The organism is Corynebacterium singulare (assembly GCF_000833575.1).
Lineage (GTDB): Bacteria > Actinomycetota > Actinomycetes > Mycobacteriales > Mycobacteriaceae > Corynebacterium > Corynebacterium singulare.
Genome location: NZ_CP010827.1, coordinates 2181196 through 2197641 on the forward strand (window position 1 = coordinate 2181196; position 16446 = coordinate 2197641).

Below are 16446 nucleotides of genomic sequence, written 5' to 3' on the forward strand. Positions count from 1 at the left end.
TTCCGTATTCAGTTATATGAGTATCTGTGCCTTCCATTCTGGCACAGGTTTCAGTGTAAGCCACATGTTAGTATCGCCGCTATGTCCGAGCTGGAACATAGGAACGCACCCGCTACCCCAGTACGGCGTGAGTCAGCGCCGCGCACGGTGGCTCAGGCCCGTGCCCGCAACGAGATTGCGATGCGGGATATCATCACCGTTGCCGTACCGGCGGGCATCGCGTCCGGTCTTCGCGCTGTTGACTTCCCCTACCCCTACGCGGTGCCGGTCTATGCGGTGCTGTGGATCGCCATGGCCTACGGCGCCATCCGCATCATTCGCAGCAAGCCGAAGTTCGTCCAAGCTGCGCAAGAAGAGTACCGGGCGGGCGATTACCCCGTTCTCGCCTACTTTCTGCCCGTCCTTGCTCTCTTCTCCCCTCTCATCGTTGAGGGAATTAGGTCCACCGGGATTGTCGGCGATATCTCGCTCAACCCCATCCTGAGCGCCGCCGGGCTTACTGCCCTCTCCATCCCCGCGTTCATCATCGGCGGCCGCGCTTTCGGTACCACCTCCTACCGAGTGGGCAGGCGCCGCATCAAGGCCATCACCGAACAAGAAAGCCTCGAGGGCGTCACTCAAGAGAGCGTCGCAGCAGTTCAGGCCCACCCAGAGGTGCTGAGCGGACTCGTAGCCGCCGGCGCGGTCACTGGCAATACGACCTCCATCTCTGAGCTGGGGCGGCTGCTCGGCTACGAGGAGGGGCTCGAAGAGGAGCTGCGCGAGCTCGAGAAGGCCGGCGTGGTGAAGCTGCCTGGTCTCATCCAGTGGAGTGGTGAGCGGACCTTTAACATCACTCTGACCGAAGCTGGCGTGCGCAGCATCGACGCCGCACGCACGCGCTAGCGCGGAAGAGTGTCATCTCCCGGGAAGAGTTTCGGACCAATCCACAGCATGAAATAGACCAGACCAACGAGGACTGGGATCTCAACGAGAGGGCCAATCGTTCCCGCAAGGGCTTGAGCAGACATCGCACCAAAGGTGCCGATGGATACTGCAATGGCAAGTTCAAAGTTATTTCCTGCTGCAGTAAACGCCACGCTGGCAGACTGCGCATAGTTCATACCAACGGCCTTGGCCACGCCCAGCGACAATACAAACATGCCCACGAAGTAGATAACCAGCGGCACGGCCACGCGTACTACCGCTACTGGCTGCTCCACAATGTGCTCGCCCTGCAGGGAAAATAGCAACACAATTGTGTACAGCAGACCAATCATGGCCAGTGGTGATACGGCCGGGAGGAAGCGGTTCTCAAACCATTCCCGTCCTTTTACCTTTTCGCCCCATACGCGAGACAGCACACCCAACAGGAGCGGGATGCCCAAGAAGACGAGCACGGACTTAACAATGGCCCAGAAGGAAAAGTCAACACTTGTAACATCCAGTCCCAACCAGCCGGGGAGGACGCGAAGGTAGAACCAGCCCAGAACACCGAACATGGCGACCTGGAAGATGGAGTTGAGGGCGACAAGCACAGCCGTTGCTTCGCGGTCAGCGCACGAGAGGTCCGACCACACAAGCACCATGGCAATACAGCGCGCAAGGCCCACAATGATGAGGCCGGTACGCAGCTCCGGCTGGTCTGCCAAGAACAGCCACGCCAGGGTAAACATTAACGCCGGCCCCACCAGCCAGTTGAGGACAAGCGATACCGCCATGAGGCGGCCATCCGTGGCAATTTCCTTGGTCTTCTCGTAGCGGACCTTGGCCAAGGGCGGATACATCATGACGAGGAGGCCAATGGCGATCGGGATGGAAATCCCGTCCACTTCAACGGCCCCTAGGGCTTGGCCAATTCCGGGAATGAAGTGGCCAATGAGCAGTCCGGCGGCCATCGCCAGAATAATCCACACGGGTAAAAATCGGTCAAGAAAAGACAACTTCGGGCGCTGCGGAGCGGCCATGCCTTCCCTCCTTCTAACTTGAATAGAACGTGATACGAACATTCAATGTACAGAACGTATTGATAGTCGTCAATACGACGCTGGGGGTGAAGATAGCTCCTATACTGATCACATGGCTTCCTCTTCCACGCCCGAGACCAGTGTCCCCGGCACTGAGTGCTGCTCCTTAAGCATGGGCCCGCTTAGCGACGCCGAGGCGATGCATTTTTCGCAGCAATTCAAAGTCCTCGCAGACCCAGCCCGCCTTCGTCTGCTGTCTATTCTGTGCGAGGAAGGCTGTGGTCCAATGAGTGTCACGGAGCTCACCGAGCTCACTGCGCTGAGCCAGCCCACGGTCTCCCACCACTTAGCACGTCTGCGGGAGGCCGGCCTGCTATCCAAGCAGCAATGCGGCCGTACCGTCACCCACCAGGTGCACAAAGACGCTTTTGCGGCCTTGCGCACTCTGCTGTCGTTCGACTAACCGGTACCCGATCGGATCTGCGCTCGAGCACGCAGGTCGGGGTTCAGTAGCAGAAATGACAAAAGCCCGAGCAGTTCAAATGCTCGGGCTTTGGTGCGCGCTAGGCGCGGTAAACTTCTTTAGAGGTTCGGGAACCAGATGGAGATCTCGCGCTCAGCAGACTCCGGGGAGTCGGAACCGTGGACGACGTTCTCGCCGACGGTCAGGGCGAAGTCACCGCGGATGGTGCCCGGGGTGGCCTTCTCAACTGGGTGGGTGCCACCGGCGAGCTGGCGCCATGCGGCGATAGCGGACTCGCCCTCGACGATGCCAGCAACCAGCGGTGCGGAGGTGATGAAGTCAACGAGCTCGCCGAAGAACGGCTTGTCCTCGTGCTCGGCGTAGTGCTTCTTGGCGGTCTCCTCGTCGGCGACGCGCAGATCCATGGCGACGAGCTTCAGGCCCTTGCGCTCAATGCGGGAGATGATCTCGCCCACGTGGCCGTTCTTCACGCCGTCCGGCTTGATGAGAATGAGTGTACGTTCAGTCATACGGCACATAGTACAGGTAAGCCGTGCTCGCGTCCGCGCAGAGGGCTATTAAGTGAGGCGTCGCACGATTTCTTCGGCGCGCTCATGGCTGGTGCCGCGAAACCACATCTGAACCTGGCGCACGGCGGTACCGAACTGGCCGTTATCGAGCAAGCCCTGGAGCTCCTCGCGGTGCCAGCCCTCAAGGTCCTCAAACTGGACTGGGCGCTGCTCACTCTGGTGTTTCAGCATTCCCACGACTAGGAAAATGAAGGCGGGAACGAGCAAGGCGAGCGGAAGTGCATAGCCGCCATTGACAATCTTGGCCACGACAGCGGCGAGACAAAGAAGTGCAGAGAGACCGTAGAGAAGGTAGCGCATGCCCGCTAGTCTAGCGCGTTCAGTGTGGAGTCTAGCCACATACGCGAGCTCATGAGCAGGCGCTTTGCTGCGGCTGTATGCGGGGCCCAGAGTTCAAAAGCGTGAACGCCACCTTCGACGACCTCGCACTGCGTGGGCACGCCAGCTGCCTCGAGGCGCTCAGCATAGTCCAGGATCTCGCCATAAAAGAGCTCGCTGTGCCCGGCGTAGAGCCAGGCAGGCGGCAATCCAGTAAGGTCTGCACGGCGGCCGGGCACAGCATAGGGCGCGTTCGGGTCATCCTGGACGTAATAGCGCCAGGCCTGCGCATTGGAATCCGCATCCCAGATGACGTTTCGCTCATCGGACGCGGCGCGGTCATCGAGCATCGGGCAGAAAAGCCACTGCCCCACTGGCTGGATCCCGCCCTCGTCATACAGCCGCTGGCACAGGGCAGCAGCGAGACCACCGCCAGCACTTTGACCGCCAATGACGATGCGGTCGGGGCGCACCCCAAGCTCGTCGGCATGGGTGAGGAGCCAGCGGTGGGCCGAGTGGACGTCGTCAAGCGCGGCGGGGTACGGATGTTCCGGGGCGAAGCGATAATGCGGCGCGACCACCGTCACTCCCAGCTGCGCGGCGGTGTCCTTGAGGTGCTTAACATCCTGGCGGGGATGGCCCATGAGTAAGCCGCCGCCATGAATCCACAGCACCACGGCGCGGGGATTATCCGGCTCGTAGATGGTGGCGTGGATGTCATGATTCTTCACACGGCGAGTCCGCACACCGTAGATGTACGGCGCAGGCCACAGCGCCGGAACGACGCGGCCAGCGCGGCGGATGAGCGGATTCGTCGGATCGAACAATGACATAACTGCCGCACCCGCGCGCAGCTCCGGCCGGATATACACCGCTTAGTCCCCTACTTCTCGTTGAGGTGCTGCGTGGTGAGGTAACCGCGCTCCATGCGCGCCACAATAACGGAGCGCATATAGGCCGCCAGCGCCCAGAGAAGGGCAAAGATGATGAAGATGGTCGCCAGCGACCAGTGGATCATAAAGCCCAGCACGATGCCGATGATGTGGAGGACAATCTGAGCGCCGACAATCCACGGCTTGTTCATGAACGGGAAGGACGCCAGCAGAAGCACCATGAATCCGATGACCACGCCGTAGTTGAACGGGGTCCACAGGGTGCCATCATAAAGCTTGTACAGCATGGGCAGAGCGAGGACGAGTGTGAGCAGCTCCAACGTGAGGGAGCTGGCTACGACCATGCCGCCGAATTGCTTGAGCGGGTCCTTCGTGGGGGCTTGGCCAAGGCCGAGTGGGCCGATCTCATTCTCGGGGACGGGTTTGCGGGGGCTCATGCGGGCTCCTTTCCAAAGAGTGCGCGGGCATCGCCGGCGGTAACGACGGAGCCGGTGATGATGATGCCGGATCCAGACTGGACCTCAGCATCCTCGGCCAATTCCACAGCCTGGGCATAGGCACCGGGCAGATCGGGATCAACGAAGACGCGTTCCTCGCCAAAGATATCGCGAGCGAGCTCCGCTAGCTCATAGGCATCGCGGGCGCGCGGCGAGGCATTCTGTGTGATGACGACCTCCGTGAGCACGGATTCTAGGGCGGTGAGAATGCCGGCAGCATCCTTGTCCGTGAAGATGGACACCACGCCAATGAGGCGGGCAAAGTCGAAGTCGCGGTCGAGTGCCGCGGCCAGAGCCTTGGCTCCATGCGGGTTGTGGCAGGCATCGAGGAAGGTCGTCGGGCTCGTGCGCACACGCTCCAGGCGGCCAGGCGACATGGCCTTGGCAAAGCCGGTGCGCACGGACGCGATGTCGATGGGGTTGCCTGATGACGCCCCGAAGAACGCCTCCACCGCCGCCAGTGCCACGGCCGCGTTCTTGGCCTGGTGCTCGCCGTGTAGGGGCAGGAAAATGTCCTCATAGAGGCCACCCAATCCCTGGATGGTGAGCTGCTGGCCGCCCACGGCGATGCGGGATTCCAGCGCGGCGAACTCGGAGCCCGCGCGGGCCACGCCCGCGCCAACGTCGACGGTGCGCTGCAACAGCACACGCATAGCCTCGGGTTCTTGTTCGGCGATGATGGCGATGTTCTCCCCCGGCGTGAGGACGTCGTCCGCATCGTGCTCACGGGCCTTGATGATGCCGGCCTTCTCACCGGCAATCTCCGTGATGGTGTCGCCCAGGTAGTCAGTGTGGTCCAAGCCCACTGGCATGACTACGGCAACTTCGGCGTTGACCACGTTCGTGGCATCCCACGTGCCGCCGAGGCCGACCTCGACCACGGCGACGTCGATAGGCGCATCAGCGAACGCGGCGTAGGAAATGCCCACGAGCACCTCGAAGGTGGACATGGGAATGTCCGAGCGGGAATCCACCATCTCCACATAAGGCTTGATTTCGCGCCAGATGCGCACGAAATCGCGCGGGTGAATGGGGTGGCCATCAATGCCGATGCGCTCGGTCACCAGCTGTAGGTGTGGGCTGGTGACCAGGCCCACGCGGCGATGGAAGGCACGCAGCAGCGAATCAATCATGCGCGCCGTCGAGGACTTGCCGTTGGTGCCGGCGACCTGGATGACGTGGAAAGAGCGCTCTGGGTGACCCAGGAGGTCCATGAGCATCTCGATGCGCTCAAGGCTCGGCGCAATGATGGTCTCCGGTGCACGCGCGTTGAGCTCCGCGGCGACCTGGGCCAGCTCGGCGAGTTCTTCCGGGGAGGCCTGCTCCGGGGCGGCCTCCTCGTAGTCCTCCTCGCCACCGAGGTTGAGGGTCAGGCCGGAGTCGGTGATTTCGACCGGCCCGCCATCGGTGCCCTCCGCGAGGGCATCGACGATCTCAAACTCCTCGCGGTCTTGCTCCTCCGCCACTACTTGAGTCCCTCCAGACGTGCGGTGATGCGCTCAACTTCTTCCTGGGCCACCTGCTGGCGGGTGCGGATCTTCTCCACCACGGCCTCCGGGGCCTTGGACAGGAAGGCCTCGTTGCCCAGCTTCTTGCCGGTCTGATCCAGCTCCTTCTGAGCCTTGGCCAAGTCCTTCTCCAAGCGCTTGCGCTCGGCTTCCACGTCCACGGCACCGGACGTATCCAGGGTGACCTCGACGGTGGCCTGGGACAGGCGTACCTCGATGGAGGCAGAGGCGGTGAAGTCCTCGCCCGGCTCGGTGGTGTTGGCCAGGTTGCGGATGAGTTCCTCCTGGTTCTGCAAGTCAGCCGCTGCGAAGTCGAGGCGGCCCGGGACCTTCTGGGAAGGCTTCACGCCCTGGTCGGAGCGGAAGCGGCGCAGCTCGGTGATGAGCTTATCGGCATCCTCGATGCGGCGCGCGGCCACCTCATCCTTCTCCGCGCCACCGTTGGTGTGCTCCTGCGTCGGCCACTGGGCGGTGACGATGGTCTCCCCACCGGTGAGCGCCTTCCACAGAACCTCGGTGACAAACGGCATGGTCGGGTGCAGCAAGCGCAGAACTAGGTCGAGCACGCGGCCCAGGACAATCTGGGTGGTTCGGCCGGTGGCCTGCTCCTCCGCGGTAGCCGCGTCGAAGTCACGCGGGATCTGGGTCTTAGCAATCTCCAGGTACCAGTCACACAGCTCATCCCACACGTAGTGGTAGAGCAGCTCGTTGGCCTTGGCAAACTGGTAATCATCGAGGTAGGCGTCCACCTTGGCGCGGACTTCTTCGGCGCGGTCGAGGATCCAGCGGTCGGCGTCGGAAAGCTCCTCGCGTGCCGGAAGCTCTGCCACGCCCGCGCCGTTCATGAGCGCGAACTTGGTGGCGTTGAAGAGCTTGGTGGCGAAATTACGGCCGGCGGCAGCAGCATCCACGGCCAGCGGCAGGTCCACGCCCGGGTTAGCGCCGCGGGCCAGGGTAAAGCGCAGGGCGTCCGCGCCATAATCGCGCACCCAATCCATCGGGTCAATGCCGTTGCCCAGGGACTTCGACATCTTGCGGCCCTGCTCATCGCGGACCAAGCCGTGGAGGTAGATGTCCTTAAACGGAACCTGTGGGCGGCCGTCCTTGCCTTCACCCAGCAGCTCCGGGGTGTGAGCACCGGCGAAGGTACCGAACATCATCATGCGCGCCACCCAGAAGAACAGGATGTCATAGGCGGTGACCAGCACGTTCGTGGGGAAGAACTTCTCCAGGTCGGCGGTCTTCTCCGGCCAGCCCATGGTGGAGAAAGGCCACAGTGCAGAGGAGAACCACGTGTCCAGCACGTCCGGGTCCTGCTCGTAGCCCTCCGGGGCCTCCTCGTCGGGGCCGAGGCAGACGATATCTCGCTGGCCGTCCTCGCCCTCCGGCCCGTACCAGATCGGGATGCGGTGGCCCCACCACAGCTGGCGGGAGATGCACCAATCGTGCATGTCATCGACCCACTCGAAGTAGCGCGGCTCCAGTGCCTTCGGGTGGATGGTGGTATCGCCCTCGCGGACGGCATCGCCGGACATCGTCGCCATCTTCTTGACGTCCACGAACCACTGCAGGCTCAAGCGCGGCTCAATCGGCTCGCCGGAGCGCTCCGAGTGGCCCACGGAGTGAACGTAGGGGCGAATTTCCTTGACAATGCGGCCCTGCTCGCGCAGCGCCTCGCGGATTTCAACGCGAGCTTCCTCGCGCGTCAGGCCATCGAACTGCGTGCCGGTGTTGGCGATGTGGCCGGTGGTGTCCATGATGGTGGGCATGTCCAGGTTGTGGCGCTGACCCATGGCGTAGTCATTCGGGTCGTGCGCCGGGGTGATCTTCACCGCACCGGTACCGAATTCCATGTCCACGTAATCATCGGCAATGATCTTCAGGCTCAGGTCATCGCGGAAGGGGTGCGGTAGCTCGGTGCCAACGAGGTGGGCGTAGCGTTCGTCGTCCGGGTGAACGGCGATGGCCACGTCACCCAACATGGTCTCCACACGGGTGGTCGCCACGATGAGGTGCGGTTCGGCGTCGTCAAGCGAGCCATAGCGAATGGACACGAGCTCGCCCTCGACGTCCTTGTACACCACCTCAATATCGGACACAGCGGTCTCCAGCACCGGGGACCAGTTCACCAGGCGGTTAGCCTGATAAATCATGCCTTCGTCATAGAGAGTCTTGAAGATGGTCTGGACGGCGCGGGAGAGGCCATCATCCAGCGTGAATCGCTCGCGGGACCAGTCCACGGAGTCACCGATGGCGCGCATCTGGTTCTGGATAGTTCCGCCGAACTCTTCCTTCCATTCCCAGACCTTCTGGATGAATTCCTCACGCTCATAATCCCAGCGCTTCTTACCTTCCTGCTCGCGCAGGCGGGACTCAACCTTGGTCTGGGTAGCAATGCCGGCGTGGTCAGCACCCGGCAGCCACAGGGTGGCGTAGCCCTGCATGCGCTTGCGACGGATGATGGAGTCGATCAGAGTGTGGTCCAGGGCGTGGCCCATGTGCAGCTGGCCGGTGACGTTCGGCGGCGGCAGCACGATGGAATACGGCTCCGCCTCCGAGGACGCGTCCGGGGTGAAATAACCAGCGCTTACCCAGCCTTCGTAGAGGTCCTTCTCTACTGCCTGCGGCTCCCAGGACTTGGGAAGCTGGTCCGCGCGGTTGGTGCCAACGAGTTGCTCTTTATTCTGATCAGTCACCTGGCCAACTCTACCCTGTGCGTCAACTGGCACCCGACCCCTGGCTAGAGTAAAGACATGTCGCACATTTCACGTCTTCGAACCCGCCATTTTGCCCGCGCCAAGGAAGAGTCCCAGGCCTTTGCTTGCATGACTAGTTATGACTGCATGACCGCCGGGATTTTTGATGAAGCCGGCATAGATCTCCTGCTCGTGGGCGATTCCCTGGCCAACGTGGTGCTGGGCCGGGAGACCACGCTGTCATTGACCCTCGATGAGATCATTCCGCTGGCCCGCGCGGTGGTCACGGCCACGTCCCGCGCTTTCGTTGTGGTGGACCTGCCCTTCGGCTCCTACGAGGCCGGCCCTTCCCAAGCCTTAGAGTCCGCGGTGCGCATCATGAAGGAGACGGGCACGCAGGCAGTGAAGTTGGAGGGCGGTGCGGAGCGTGCCCCGATTGTCGCCGCGCTTGTCGACGCCGGCATTCCTGTCTGCGCCCACATCGGCTTCACGCCCCAGCAGGTCCACGCACTGGGCGGCTTCGTGGTCCAAGGCCGCGGCGCGGGCGCGGAGAAGCTTTCAGCTGATGCCCGCGCGCTTGCCGATGCCGGCGCCTTCGCCATCGTTCTCGAGATGGTCCCCGCCGCCCTCGCGGAGGAGGTCACTCGGGAACTTCCCATCCCCACCATCGGCATTGGTGCCGGGGCGCAAACCGACGGCCAAATTCTCGTGTGGACCGACGCCTTCGGCCTAGGTGGTTCCAAGGCTCCGCGCTTTGTGCGCCGCTACGCAGATCTGCGTGGTGCGCTACTGTCCGGCGCGAAGGAGTATGTAGACGATGTCAGCGCCCGCTCCTTCCCTAACTCCGAGGAATCCTTCGAGGACTAGGCTTTATCTTCATGAAGATTCTTCGTACAAAAGCCGAACTCCGCGCCTTCCGTTCTTCCTTGTCGGGCTCGGTAGGCTTCGTGCCGACGATGGGCGCCCTCCACGAGGGCCACGGCTCCCTGGTACGTCGCGCCCGAGAGGACAATGACCACGTTGTGTGCTCGGTCTTTGTCAACCCCCTTCAGTTCACTGACCTTGGTGACTGCGAGGACTACCACGCCTATCCGCGTGACTTTGACGCCGATGCCGCGTTCCTTGACTCCCTAGGTGCCGATGCCGTTTTTGCTCCCAGCGTGGAGGAGATGTATCCCGGCGGAACTCCGCGTGTATGGGTGCGCACGGGTGAGATGGGCTCGGTTCTGGAAGGTGCGTCGCGCCCAGGGCACTTCGACGGCGTGGCAACAGTCGTTACCAAGCTCTTGAGCCTGGTGCGTCCTGACCACGCTTACTTTGGCCAGAAGGATGCCCAGCAGGTGGCGATCCTGCGCCGCGTGGTCTCCGATCTCGATCTTCCGGTGGACATCGTCAGTGCCCCGATCGTCCGTGCAGCAGACGGCGTGGCCGAGTCCAGCCGCAATGCCCGCCTGAGCTCTACTGAGCGCGAACAAGCCGTCGCATTGTCACAGTCACTCTTCGCGCTGCGAGATGGCACCTCGCTGGAGGCTGCGCGCGCCCAGCTCGCCTCCTCCCCCGGCGTCACCGTGGACTACCTCACCGTGGTGGACCCCGCCACCCTGGAGCCGGTTGATGCACAACACCGGCCCGCCCTGGCGCTGGTGGCAGCGCAGGTGGGGCCGGTGCGGCTCATCGATAATCTCGTGCTAGACGCTTAGTCCTTGAGCAGGTGCGCGACAGCTTCGCGCTCCTCACGCAGCTCCTGCACGGAGGCCTCAATGCGTTCCTTCTGGAAATCGTTGAGCTCGAGGCCCTGAACGATTTCCCACTTGCCATCACGAGCCACCGTGGGGAATCCGGCGACGAGGCCCTCGTCCACGCCATAGGAGCCATCGGAGACGACGGCCGCCGTACGCCAATCTTCAGTGCCGTGGATCCAGTCGTGCATGTGGTCCACCGCAGCAGACGCGGCGGAAGCTGCCGAAGACTTGCCGCGCACTGCGATGATCTCGGCGCCGCGCTTGGCCACCTTCGGAATCATCTCTTCCTTGTACCAGTCCTCATCCACCTCAGCGTTGGAGAAGGTCAGATCCGGGAACTGGGAGGCGGAGTGGTTGCCCCACACGGCAACCTTGGTCAGATCCGCGGTGGGCGTGCCGGTCTTGAGGGAAACCTGGCTCTGGGTACGATTGTGGTCCAAACGCATCAGGGCGGTGAACTGGCTCGGGTCCAGGTCCGGAGCGCTTTGGGCAGCGATGTAGGCGTTGGTGTTGGCCGGGTTGCCTACAACGAGGACGCGGACATCGCGCGCGGCAACGTCATTCAGTGCTTTGCCCTGCACCGTAAAGATAGCGCCGTTGGCCTCCAGCAGGTCAGCACGCTCCATGCCCTTGCTGCGCGGGCGGGAGCCGACGAGGAAGGCGGCCTTAGTGTCCTTGAAGGCCACGTTCGGATCATCGGTGACGGTGATGCCGCGCAGCAGCGGGAAGGCGGAGTCATTGAGCTCCATAGCCACGCCCTCAGCCGCTCCGATGGCCTGCGGGATCTCCAGCAGGGCCAGCTCCACCGGGGTGTCCTTGCCGTAGACATCACCAGCGGCGATACGCCACAGGAGGGAGTAAGCAATGTTGCCGGCGGCGCCGGTCACGGTGATCTTCACGGGTTGCAATGCAGTCATGTGTGACATCCTTTCGACGGGGTACTCACCTTCCCACCCTAGTCCCGTTTGCCTCCGCCATGGGGTGTGATTTCACCCCCGAAATACCCAAGATCGCTGTACTTGAACTCCGCCTACATAGTTTTTCGGCATAGTGGTAAGGAGCTGGCAAAACCAGCCACCATTTCCTATGCGCACAAGGACGGGACTTTCATGACCACTGAAACCTCATCGGTCAACTCCGGCTCTGTCGAGCGCGTTATCGATGTTGCGATCGCGGAGTTTTCGGAGCACGGCTTTGCCGAGACCAAGCTAGAGTCCGTATCGAAGCTGTCTGGCATGTCCAAGCGCATGATCCACTACCACTTCGGCGACAAGAAGGGCCTCTACCAGCAGGCCCTCGCCGCCGCCGCCAAGCGCCTCAACCCGCCGGAGGGCAGCCTCGCCGTTGACTCTGCAGTCCCCGTGGAAGGCGTGCGCACGCTCGTGGAGTGGATGTTTACCCAACACGTAGCGAACCCCGAAGCCATCAAAATGATGACCATGGAGTCCTCACATAGTGTGCTGGACTCCTCGCAGGCGGTTATTGATGTCTCCGAGATTTCCCTCCACCTGGACAAACTCCTCCTCTTGGGCCAAGATTCAGGCGCCTTCCGCCCGGGGATTACCGCCAATGACATCTTCACTTTGATCGCCGCGTTGACGATGTATCGTGTGACCAATCACTCGATGATGAACAACCTACTGGACATCGACATGCAAAGCCCCACCAACACCGAGGGCATGCACCGCATGGCGGTCGACGCTGTCTTGGCCTTTCTCACCGCCAACATCCCCGACTCGGGCCACCAGTCCTACCTCACCCAAAGCGAGGCCGAAGTCGGAACCGAGGCCACCCCGCAGGACATCTACTCAACCGAGGCGGACGATAACCTCAACGTCTCCGCTGGGCTTTATGAGGACTAGCACCCCATCAGGACCACAGTAAAGAGATCCTCTGCGCTCAGCTTGTCCTAAAACACCAGGCAGCCACCCAACCTTGCGCACATAGAGCCCTACTACTCTGGTCTCTTTACGCAAAGGGAGTCGGCATCGCTTAGATGGCATCCGCCAAAGGGCACTTTCAGGCGTGAAAACGCCCTCTAGAGAGGATAAAAGGCATCTTCACGGCTGAAGATGCCTTGTATAAGATGCCCTGTGGCAGATGAGCGCCTAAGCGGATTCTTTCGCCTCATCCGAGTAGACGAACTCCGGCTCTCCCTCGCCCTTCACACAAGCCTCGGTGATGTGAACGCTGGAGATGTCCTCGCGGTCAGGCAAGTCATACATGACCGGAACTAGCAGCTCCTCCATGATGGCGCGCAGGCCACGCGCACCGGTCTTGCGCTCCAGCGCAAGCTCAGCGATGGCCTCCAACGCCTCGTCCTCGAAGTGCAGGTCCGCGCCATCCATGCTGAACAGGCGCTGGTACTGCTTGACCAGGGAGTTCTTGGGCTCCACGAGTACCTTGACTAGGGACTCGCGGTCCAGGTTATCCACCGTGGCCACCACGGGAAGGCGGCCGATGAACTCCGGGATGAGACCAAACTTGACCAAATCTTCCGGGCGCACCTGGGAGAAGAAGTCCACGGACTCCTTCTCATCCTTGGTTTCCAGCTTGGCCCCAAAGCCCACGCCCTTCTTACCCACGCGTTCAGAAATCACCTTGTCCAGCCCTGCAAAAGCGCCGGCAACGATGAACAGGATATTGGAGGTATCCAGCTGGATGAACTCCTGGTTCGGGTGCTTGCGGCCGCCCTGCGGCGGGATGGCCGCTACGGTGCCCTCCAGGATCTTCAGAAGAGCCTGCTGCACGCCCTCACCGGATACGTCGCGTGTGATGGATGGATTCTCCGACTTGCGGGAAATCTTGTCCACCTCATCGACGTAAATGATGCCGTGCTGGGCGCGCTCCACGTCGAAGTCTGCTGCTTGGAGCAGCTTGAGGAGGATGTTCTCAACATCCTCGCCGACATAGCCAGCCTCGGTCAGGCTCGTGGCATCGGCGATGGCGAAGGGGACGTCGAGAAGCCGTGCCAGGGTCTGCGCCAGGTAGGTCTTACCGGAGCCAGTCGGGCCCAGCATGAGGATGTTGGACTTGGCAATCTCGACGTCTTCATCCTGCGCCTTCTTACGGCGACTGTCCAAGCCCGCAGCTTCCTCCGCCTTGATGCGCTTGTAGTGGTTGTACACCGCCACGGACAGCACTCGCTTGGCCTGATCCTGACCAATGACGTACTTGTCCAAGAAGGCAGAAATTTCTGAGGGACGCGGCAGGCGCATCTCCTTCTCACTATCTGCCTCGGCCTGAGCTGCACCGAGCTCTTCCTCAATAATCTCGTTACAGAGCTCGATGCATTCGTCACAAATGTAGACGCCGCCGCCGGCGATAAGCTTCTTCACTTGCTTCTGGCTCTTTCCGCAGAAGGAACACTTGAGCAGGTCAGCGCTTTCTTGCATACGTGCCATGAAGGCCTTTCAACTCTTTTTCTCTGGGGTGTGTGCGGGTGGCGATTCTACTCCATCCTCCCCGCAGCCTTTGTTCCACTCTAGTAAACCACTCGGACCCCGGCGTCATTCCTAGCGAGACGGCGCGCCATTGAATTTAAAGCACCAGTTAATAGACATAGACAGAGCGGTTCATTAACTTACTTCGGGACTCCCCAACACCAGAAAGTTGTACATGGACATCCGCGAACTTATCGACCACTCCCCCATGAGCGCACGCCAATGGTTCATCATTGCCATCGCGCTCTACCTCAATGCCCTCGACGGCTACGACATGGTGGCGATGGCCTTCGGCGCAGGGTCTGTCGCGCAAGACTTTGCGCTGTCTGATTCCGCGCTGGGCTGGCTTCTCTCCTCCGCACTCATCGGCATCGGCCTGGGCTCCCTGTTTCTCGCTCCGCTTGCTGACCGCCTTGGCCGCACCAAGCTCATCACCGTCTCCCTCATCATTGATCTCGCAGGTCTCGTCCTCACCGCCCTCGCGCCTACCTTTGGCCTGCTCATCCTTTTCCGCCTCATCACCGGTATTGGCGTCGGCGGCGTACTCGTCTGCGTCACCGTGTTGGTGAGCGAATACTCCAACACTCGATTCCGCGGCCTCGCCGTGGCTATTTATGCCTCCGGCTATGGACTGGGTGCTTCCTTCTGCGGTGTTATCGCTTCCTCCTTCGATACCTGGCAGCCCATCTTCTGGGTCGGTGCAGCGCTCACTGTCCTTGCGCTGGTTCTCACCATCGCTGCGGTTCCGGAATCCGCGGATTTCCTCGCCGCTCGCGGCCGCATGGACAAGGTGCGTAGCATCGCCGCTGCCCTCGGTCTTCGGGGCGACGTCAGCGTGCGCCCACGCACTGAGCACACAACTTCCTACAAGGAGCTGGTGTCGCCGCAGTTCCTGCGCACGTCCATCAAGCTGTGGTTGGCGTTTAGCCTTATCATGTTTGCGTTCAACTTCACCTCGCAATGGACTCCGAAGCTGCTCACGGCTGAGGGGCTCACCGCACAGCAGGGCATCTTGGGCGGCATCATGCTCTCCTTCGGCGGTGCTATCGGCGCAGTTGTCTATGGTCTGTTCACCACGCGCATCGACGCCCGTCCCCTCCTCATCGCCTTCTGTGTCGTCTCCTCCGGCGTCCTCGTGGGATTCATTTATTCCTCCTCCGCTCCTTCCCTCATGTTTGCCCTCGGCGTGGGCGTAGGCCTGACCCTCAATGCCTGCATTTCCGGCCTCTACACTGTCGCCCCGGAGGCTTATCCTTCGGCGCTGCGCACCACTGGAACCGGTGCTGCCATCGGCATCGCCCGTGTGGGCGCTACCCTCGCACCCATCCTGGCCGGCTACCTGCTCGAAAGCGGCTGGACCCCAACCGGGCTGTACACCTTGGCCGGCGTCACAGCGCTCCTCGCGGCAGTCTCGCTCATCGGCGTGCGCGCCTACACGGGCTCCGCTACAGCAACTGCACCCCAGCCTGTCGCTGCCTAGACTGGGAGGTAGATTCCGTACCCACCTCATAGGAGCAGCACCATGTTTGACCTTCAGGATCAGGTAGCCATCGTCACCGGCGGCGCGGCCGGCATTGGCCGGGGGATTGTCAGCGCGCTGCGTGAGGCGGGCGCCACCGTTGTCATCGCGGACCTCAACCTCGAGGCCGCACAGAAAACTGCTGAGGACTTGGGTGCGGACGCCCTGCTTGCCGACGTCACCTCGCGCGACTCCATCCGCGCCCTCTACCGGGACGTCGTCAAGCGCTATGGCCGCATCGACATCGTCTGTTCTAACGCCGGTGTCTTCCCCAACTGCCCGCTCGAGGATATGACGGATGAACAGTGGGATGCCATGTTCGCCATCAACACGCACGGCACCTTCACCGTGGTACAGGAGGCGCTGCCGTACATGAAGAAGGCCGGATACGGGCGCATCGTCATCACGACCTCCATTACCGGCTCCCACACCGGCTACCCTGGCTGGGCTCACTACGGCGCCTCAAAGGCCGCGCAGCAAGGCTTTATGCGCTCGGCCGCCCTCGAGGTGGCCCGCGATGGCATCACCATCAACGGCGTGCTACCCGGCAATATCCTCACCGAAGGCCTTGAGGACCAAGGCCAGGACTACCTCGACCAGATGTCGCGCTCGGTCCCCATGCACCGTCTGGGCTCCCCGCGCGACATCGGTAACGCCGCGGCCTTCCTCGCCTCCCGCGAGGCCGGCTACATCACTGGTCAAACGCTCATCATCGACGGCGGCCAAATCCTCCCCGAATCTCCCGAGGCTATCCTGCCGCCCTACGAGGACTAAGCCTCCCTGCACGACGAAGCCCCGCCCCCGGAATCCTCCGGAAGGCGGGGCTTAGCG

The 16446-nt window shown here is 62.0% G+C and carries 16 protein-coding genes; 7 read left to right on the forward strand and 9 right to left on the reverse strand.

Translation table 11 applies throughout. The features are described 5' to 3' along the window. Positions 1 to 81: 81 nt before the first annotated feature. Entirely contained in the window at positions 82 to 885 is an 804-nt protein-coding gene (locus CSING_RS10095; protein ID WP_236683969.1) for a hypothetical protein, read from the forward strand. Here CSING_RS10095 and arsB read toward each other — a convergent pair. Beyond that, complete coding sequence (gene arsB, locus CSING_RS10100) at positions 882 to 1946, reverse strand: ACR3 family arsenite efflux transporter (RefSeq protein WP_042531966.1); 1065 nt, start codon at positions 1944 to 1946, stop codon at positions 882 to 884. The genes CSING_RS10095 and arsB overlap by 4 nt on opposite strands. Before the next feature lie 112 nt (positions 1947 to 2058). On the opposite strand from arsB, the gene CSING_RS10105 reads away from it, so the two are divergent. Continuing rightward, positions 2059 to 2409, forward strand: coding sequence for an ArsR/SmtB family transcription factor (locus tag CSING_RS10105; RefSeq protein ID WP_042531968.1), 351 nt, complete (start codon positions 2059 to 2061; stop codon positions 2407 to 2409). Positions 2410 to 2528: 119 nt separating this feature from the next. Here the strand turns inward: CSING_RS10105 and ndk are convergent, their stop codons facing one another. The 6 genes from ndk to CSING_RS10135 are packed head-to-tail and all read right to left on the reverse strand — an operon-like array spanning position 2529 to position 8911. Next, positions 2529 to 2939 carry a nucleoside-diphosphate kinase gene (gene ndk / locus CSING_RS10110; protein ID WP_039676402.1) on the reverse strand — a complete coding sequence of 137 codons (411 nt, stop codon included), beginning with the start codon at positions 2937 to 2939 and terminating at the stop codon, positions 2529 to 2531. Between the two features lie 48 nt (positions 2940 to 2987). Beyond that, positions 2988 to 3299, reverse strand: coding sequence for a hypothetical protein (locus CSING_RS10115; protein WP_042531971.1), 312 nt, complete (start codon positions 3297 to 3299; stop codon positions 2988 to 2990). Between the two features lie 5 nt (positions 3300 to 3304). Beyond that, positions 3305 to 4150, reverse strand: coding sequence for an alpha/beta hydrolase (locus CSING_RS10120; protein ID WP_042533404.1), 846 nt, complete (start codon positions 4148 to 4150; stop codon positions 3305 to 3307). Positions 4151 to 4200: 50 nt separating this feature from the next. Further along, complete coding sequence (locus CSING_RS10125; RefSeq protein WP_042531973.1) at positions 4201 to 4647, reverse strand: DUF4233 domain-containing protein; 447 nt, start codon at positions 4645 to 4647, stop codon at positions 4201 to 4203. Beyond that, positions 4644 to 6173: a bifunctional tetrahydrofolate synthase/dihydrofolate synthase gene (gene folC / locus CSING_RS10130; RefSeq protein WP_042531975.1), complete on the reverse strand. Its 1530-nt coding sequence runs from the start codon at positions 6171 to 6173 to the stop codon at positions 4644 to 4646. The genes CSING_RS10125 and folC overlap by 4 nt, the downstream gene beginning before the upstream one ends. After that, positions 6173 to 8911, reverse strand: coding sequence for a valine--tRNA ligase (locus tag CSING_RS10135; protein ID WP_042531977.1), 2739 nt, complete (start codon positions 8909 to 8911; stop codon positions 6173 to 6175). The genes folC and CSING_RS10135 overlap by 1 nt, the downstream gene beginning before the upstream one ends. A 57-nt stretch (positions 8912 to 8968) precedes the next feature. On the opposite strand from CSING_RS10135, the gene panB reads away from it, so the two are divergent. Further along, positions 8969 to 9778 carry a 3-methyl-2-oxobutanoate hydroxymethyltransferase gene (panB, locus tag CSING_RS10140; RefSeq protein ID WP_042531979.1) on the forward strand — a complete coding sequence of 270 codons (810 nt, stop codon included), beginning with the start codon at positions 8969 to 8971 and terminating at the stop codon, positions 9776 to 9778. Positions 9779 to 9789: 11 nt separating this feature from the next. Then, a complete protein-coding gene (gene panC, locus CSING_RS10145) occupies positions 9790 to 10611 on the forward strand; it encodes a pantoate--beta-alanine ligase (RefSeq protein ID WP_042531981.1) in 822 nt (273 codons plus the stop codon). Here the strand turns inward: panC and CSING_RS10150 are convergent. Further along, positions 10608 to 11570 (reverse strand): malate dehydrogenase, encoded by a 963-nt coding sequence (locus CSING_RS10150; RefSeq protein ID WP_042531983.1) that lies wholly within the window; start codon positions 11568 to 11570, stop codon positions 10608 to 10610. The genes panC and CSING_RS10150 overlap by 4 nt on opposite strands. A 192-nt stretch (positions 11571 to 11762) precedes the next feature. On the opposite strand from CSING_RS10150, the gene CSING_RS10155 reads away from it, so the two are divergent. Continuing rightward, the gene (locus CSING_RS10155; RefSeq protein WP_042531985.1) at positions 11763 to 12515 is read left to right on the forward strand and encodes a TetR/AcrR family transcriptional regulator; all 753 of its coding nucleotides are present in this window, start codon (positions 11763 to 11765) and stop codon (positions 12513 to 12515) included. A gap of 246 nt (positions 12516 to 12761) precedes the next feature. Here the strand turns inward: CSING_RS10155 and clpX are convergent, their stop codons facing one another. After that, positions 12762 to 14057 carry an ATP-dependent Clp protease ATP-binding subunit ClpX gene (clpX, locus tag CSING_RS10160; RefSeq protein WP_042531987.1) on the reverse strand — a complete coding sequence of 432 codons (1296 nt, stop codon included), beginning with the start codon at positions 14055 to 14057 and terminating at the stop codon, positions 12762 to 12764. A 214-nt stretch (positions 14058 to 14271) separates the two neighbouring features. On the opposite strand from clpX, the gene CSING_RS10165 reads away from it, so the two are divergent. Beyond that, on the forward strand, positions 14272 to 15576 hold the full coding sequence (locus CSING_RS10165; RefSeq protein WP_042531989.1) for an MFS transporter: 1305 nt from the start codon (positions 14272 to 14274) through the stop codon (positions 15574 to 15576). A 42-nt stretch (positions 15577 to 15618) separates the two neighbouring features. Then, entirely contained in the window at positions 15619 to 16389 is a 771-nt protein-coding gene (fabG, locus tag CSING_RS10170) for a 3-oxoacyl-ACP reductase FabG (protein WP_042531991.1), read from the forward strand. Positions 16390 to 16446 lie beyond the last annotated feature (57 nt).

Excerpts from the sequence above, each read along its gene's own strand:
- CSING_RS10095 (WP_236683969.1), top strand. The coding sequence starts at position 82 with ATGTCCGAGCTGGAACATAGGAACGCACCCGCTACCCCAGTACGGCGT.
- arsB (WP_042531966.1), bottom strand. The coding sequence starts at position 1,946 with ATGGCCGCTCCGCAGCGCCCGAAGTTGTCTTTTCTTGACCGATTTTTA.
- CSING_RS10105 (WP_042531968.1), top strand. The coding sequence starts at position 2,059 with ATGGCTTCCTCTTCCACGCCCGAGACCAGTGTCCCCGGCACTGAGTGC.
- ndk (WP_039676402.1), bottom strand. The coding sequence starts at position 2,939 with ATGACTGAACGTACACTCATTCTCATCAAGCCGGACGGCGTGAAGAAC.
- CSING_RS10115 (WP_042531971.1), bottom strand. The coding sequence starts at position 3,299 with ATGCGCTACCTTCTCTACGGTCTCTCTGCACTTCTTTGTCTCGCCGCT.
- CSING_RS10120 (WP_042533404.1), bottom strand. The coding sequence starts at position 4,150 with ATGTCATTGTTCGATCCGACGAATCCGCTCATCCGCCGCGCTGGCCGC.
- CSING_RS10125 (WP_042531973.1), bottom strand. The coding sequence starts at position 4,647 with ATGAGCCCCCGCAAACCCGTCCCCGAGAATGAGATCGGCCCACTCGGC.
- panB (WP_042531979.1), top strand. The coding sequence starts at position 8,969 with ATGTCGCACATTTCACGTCTTCGAACCCGCCATTTTGCCCGCGCCAAG.
- panC (WP_042531981.1), top strand. The coding sequence starts at position 9,790 with ATGAAGATTCTTCGTACAAAAGCCGAACTCCGCGCCTTCCGTTCTTCC.
- CSING_RS10150 (WP_042531983.1), bottom strand. The coding sequence starts at position 11,570 with ATGACTGCATTGCAACCCGTGAAGATCACCGTGACCGGCGCCGCCGGC.
- CSING_RS10155 (WP_042531985.1), top strand. The coding sequence starts at position 11,763 with ATGACCACTGAAACCTCATCGGTCAACTCCGGCTCTGTCGAGCGCGTT.
- clpX (WP_042531987.1), bottom strand. The coding sequence starts at position 14,057 with ATGGCACGTATGCAAGAAAGCGCTGACCTGCTCAAGTGTTCCTTCTGC.
- CSING_RS10165 (WP_042531989.1), top strand. The coding sequence starts at position 14,272 with ATGGACATCCGCGAACTTATCGACCACTCCCCCATGAGCGCACGCCAA.
- fabG (WP_042531991.1), top strand. The coding sequence starts at position 15,619 with ATGTTTGACCTTCAGGATCAGGTAGCCATCGTCACCGGCGGCGCGGCC.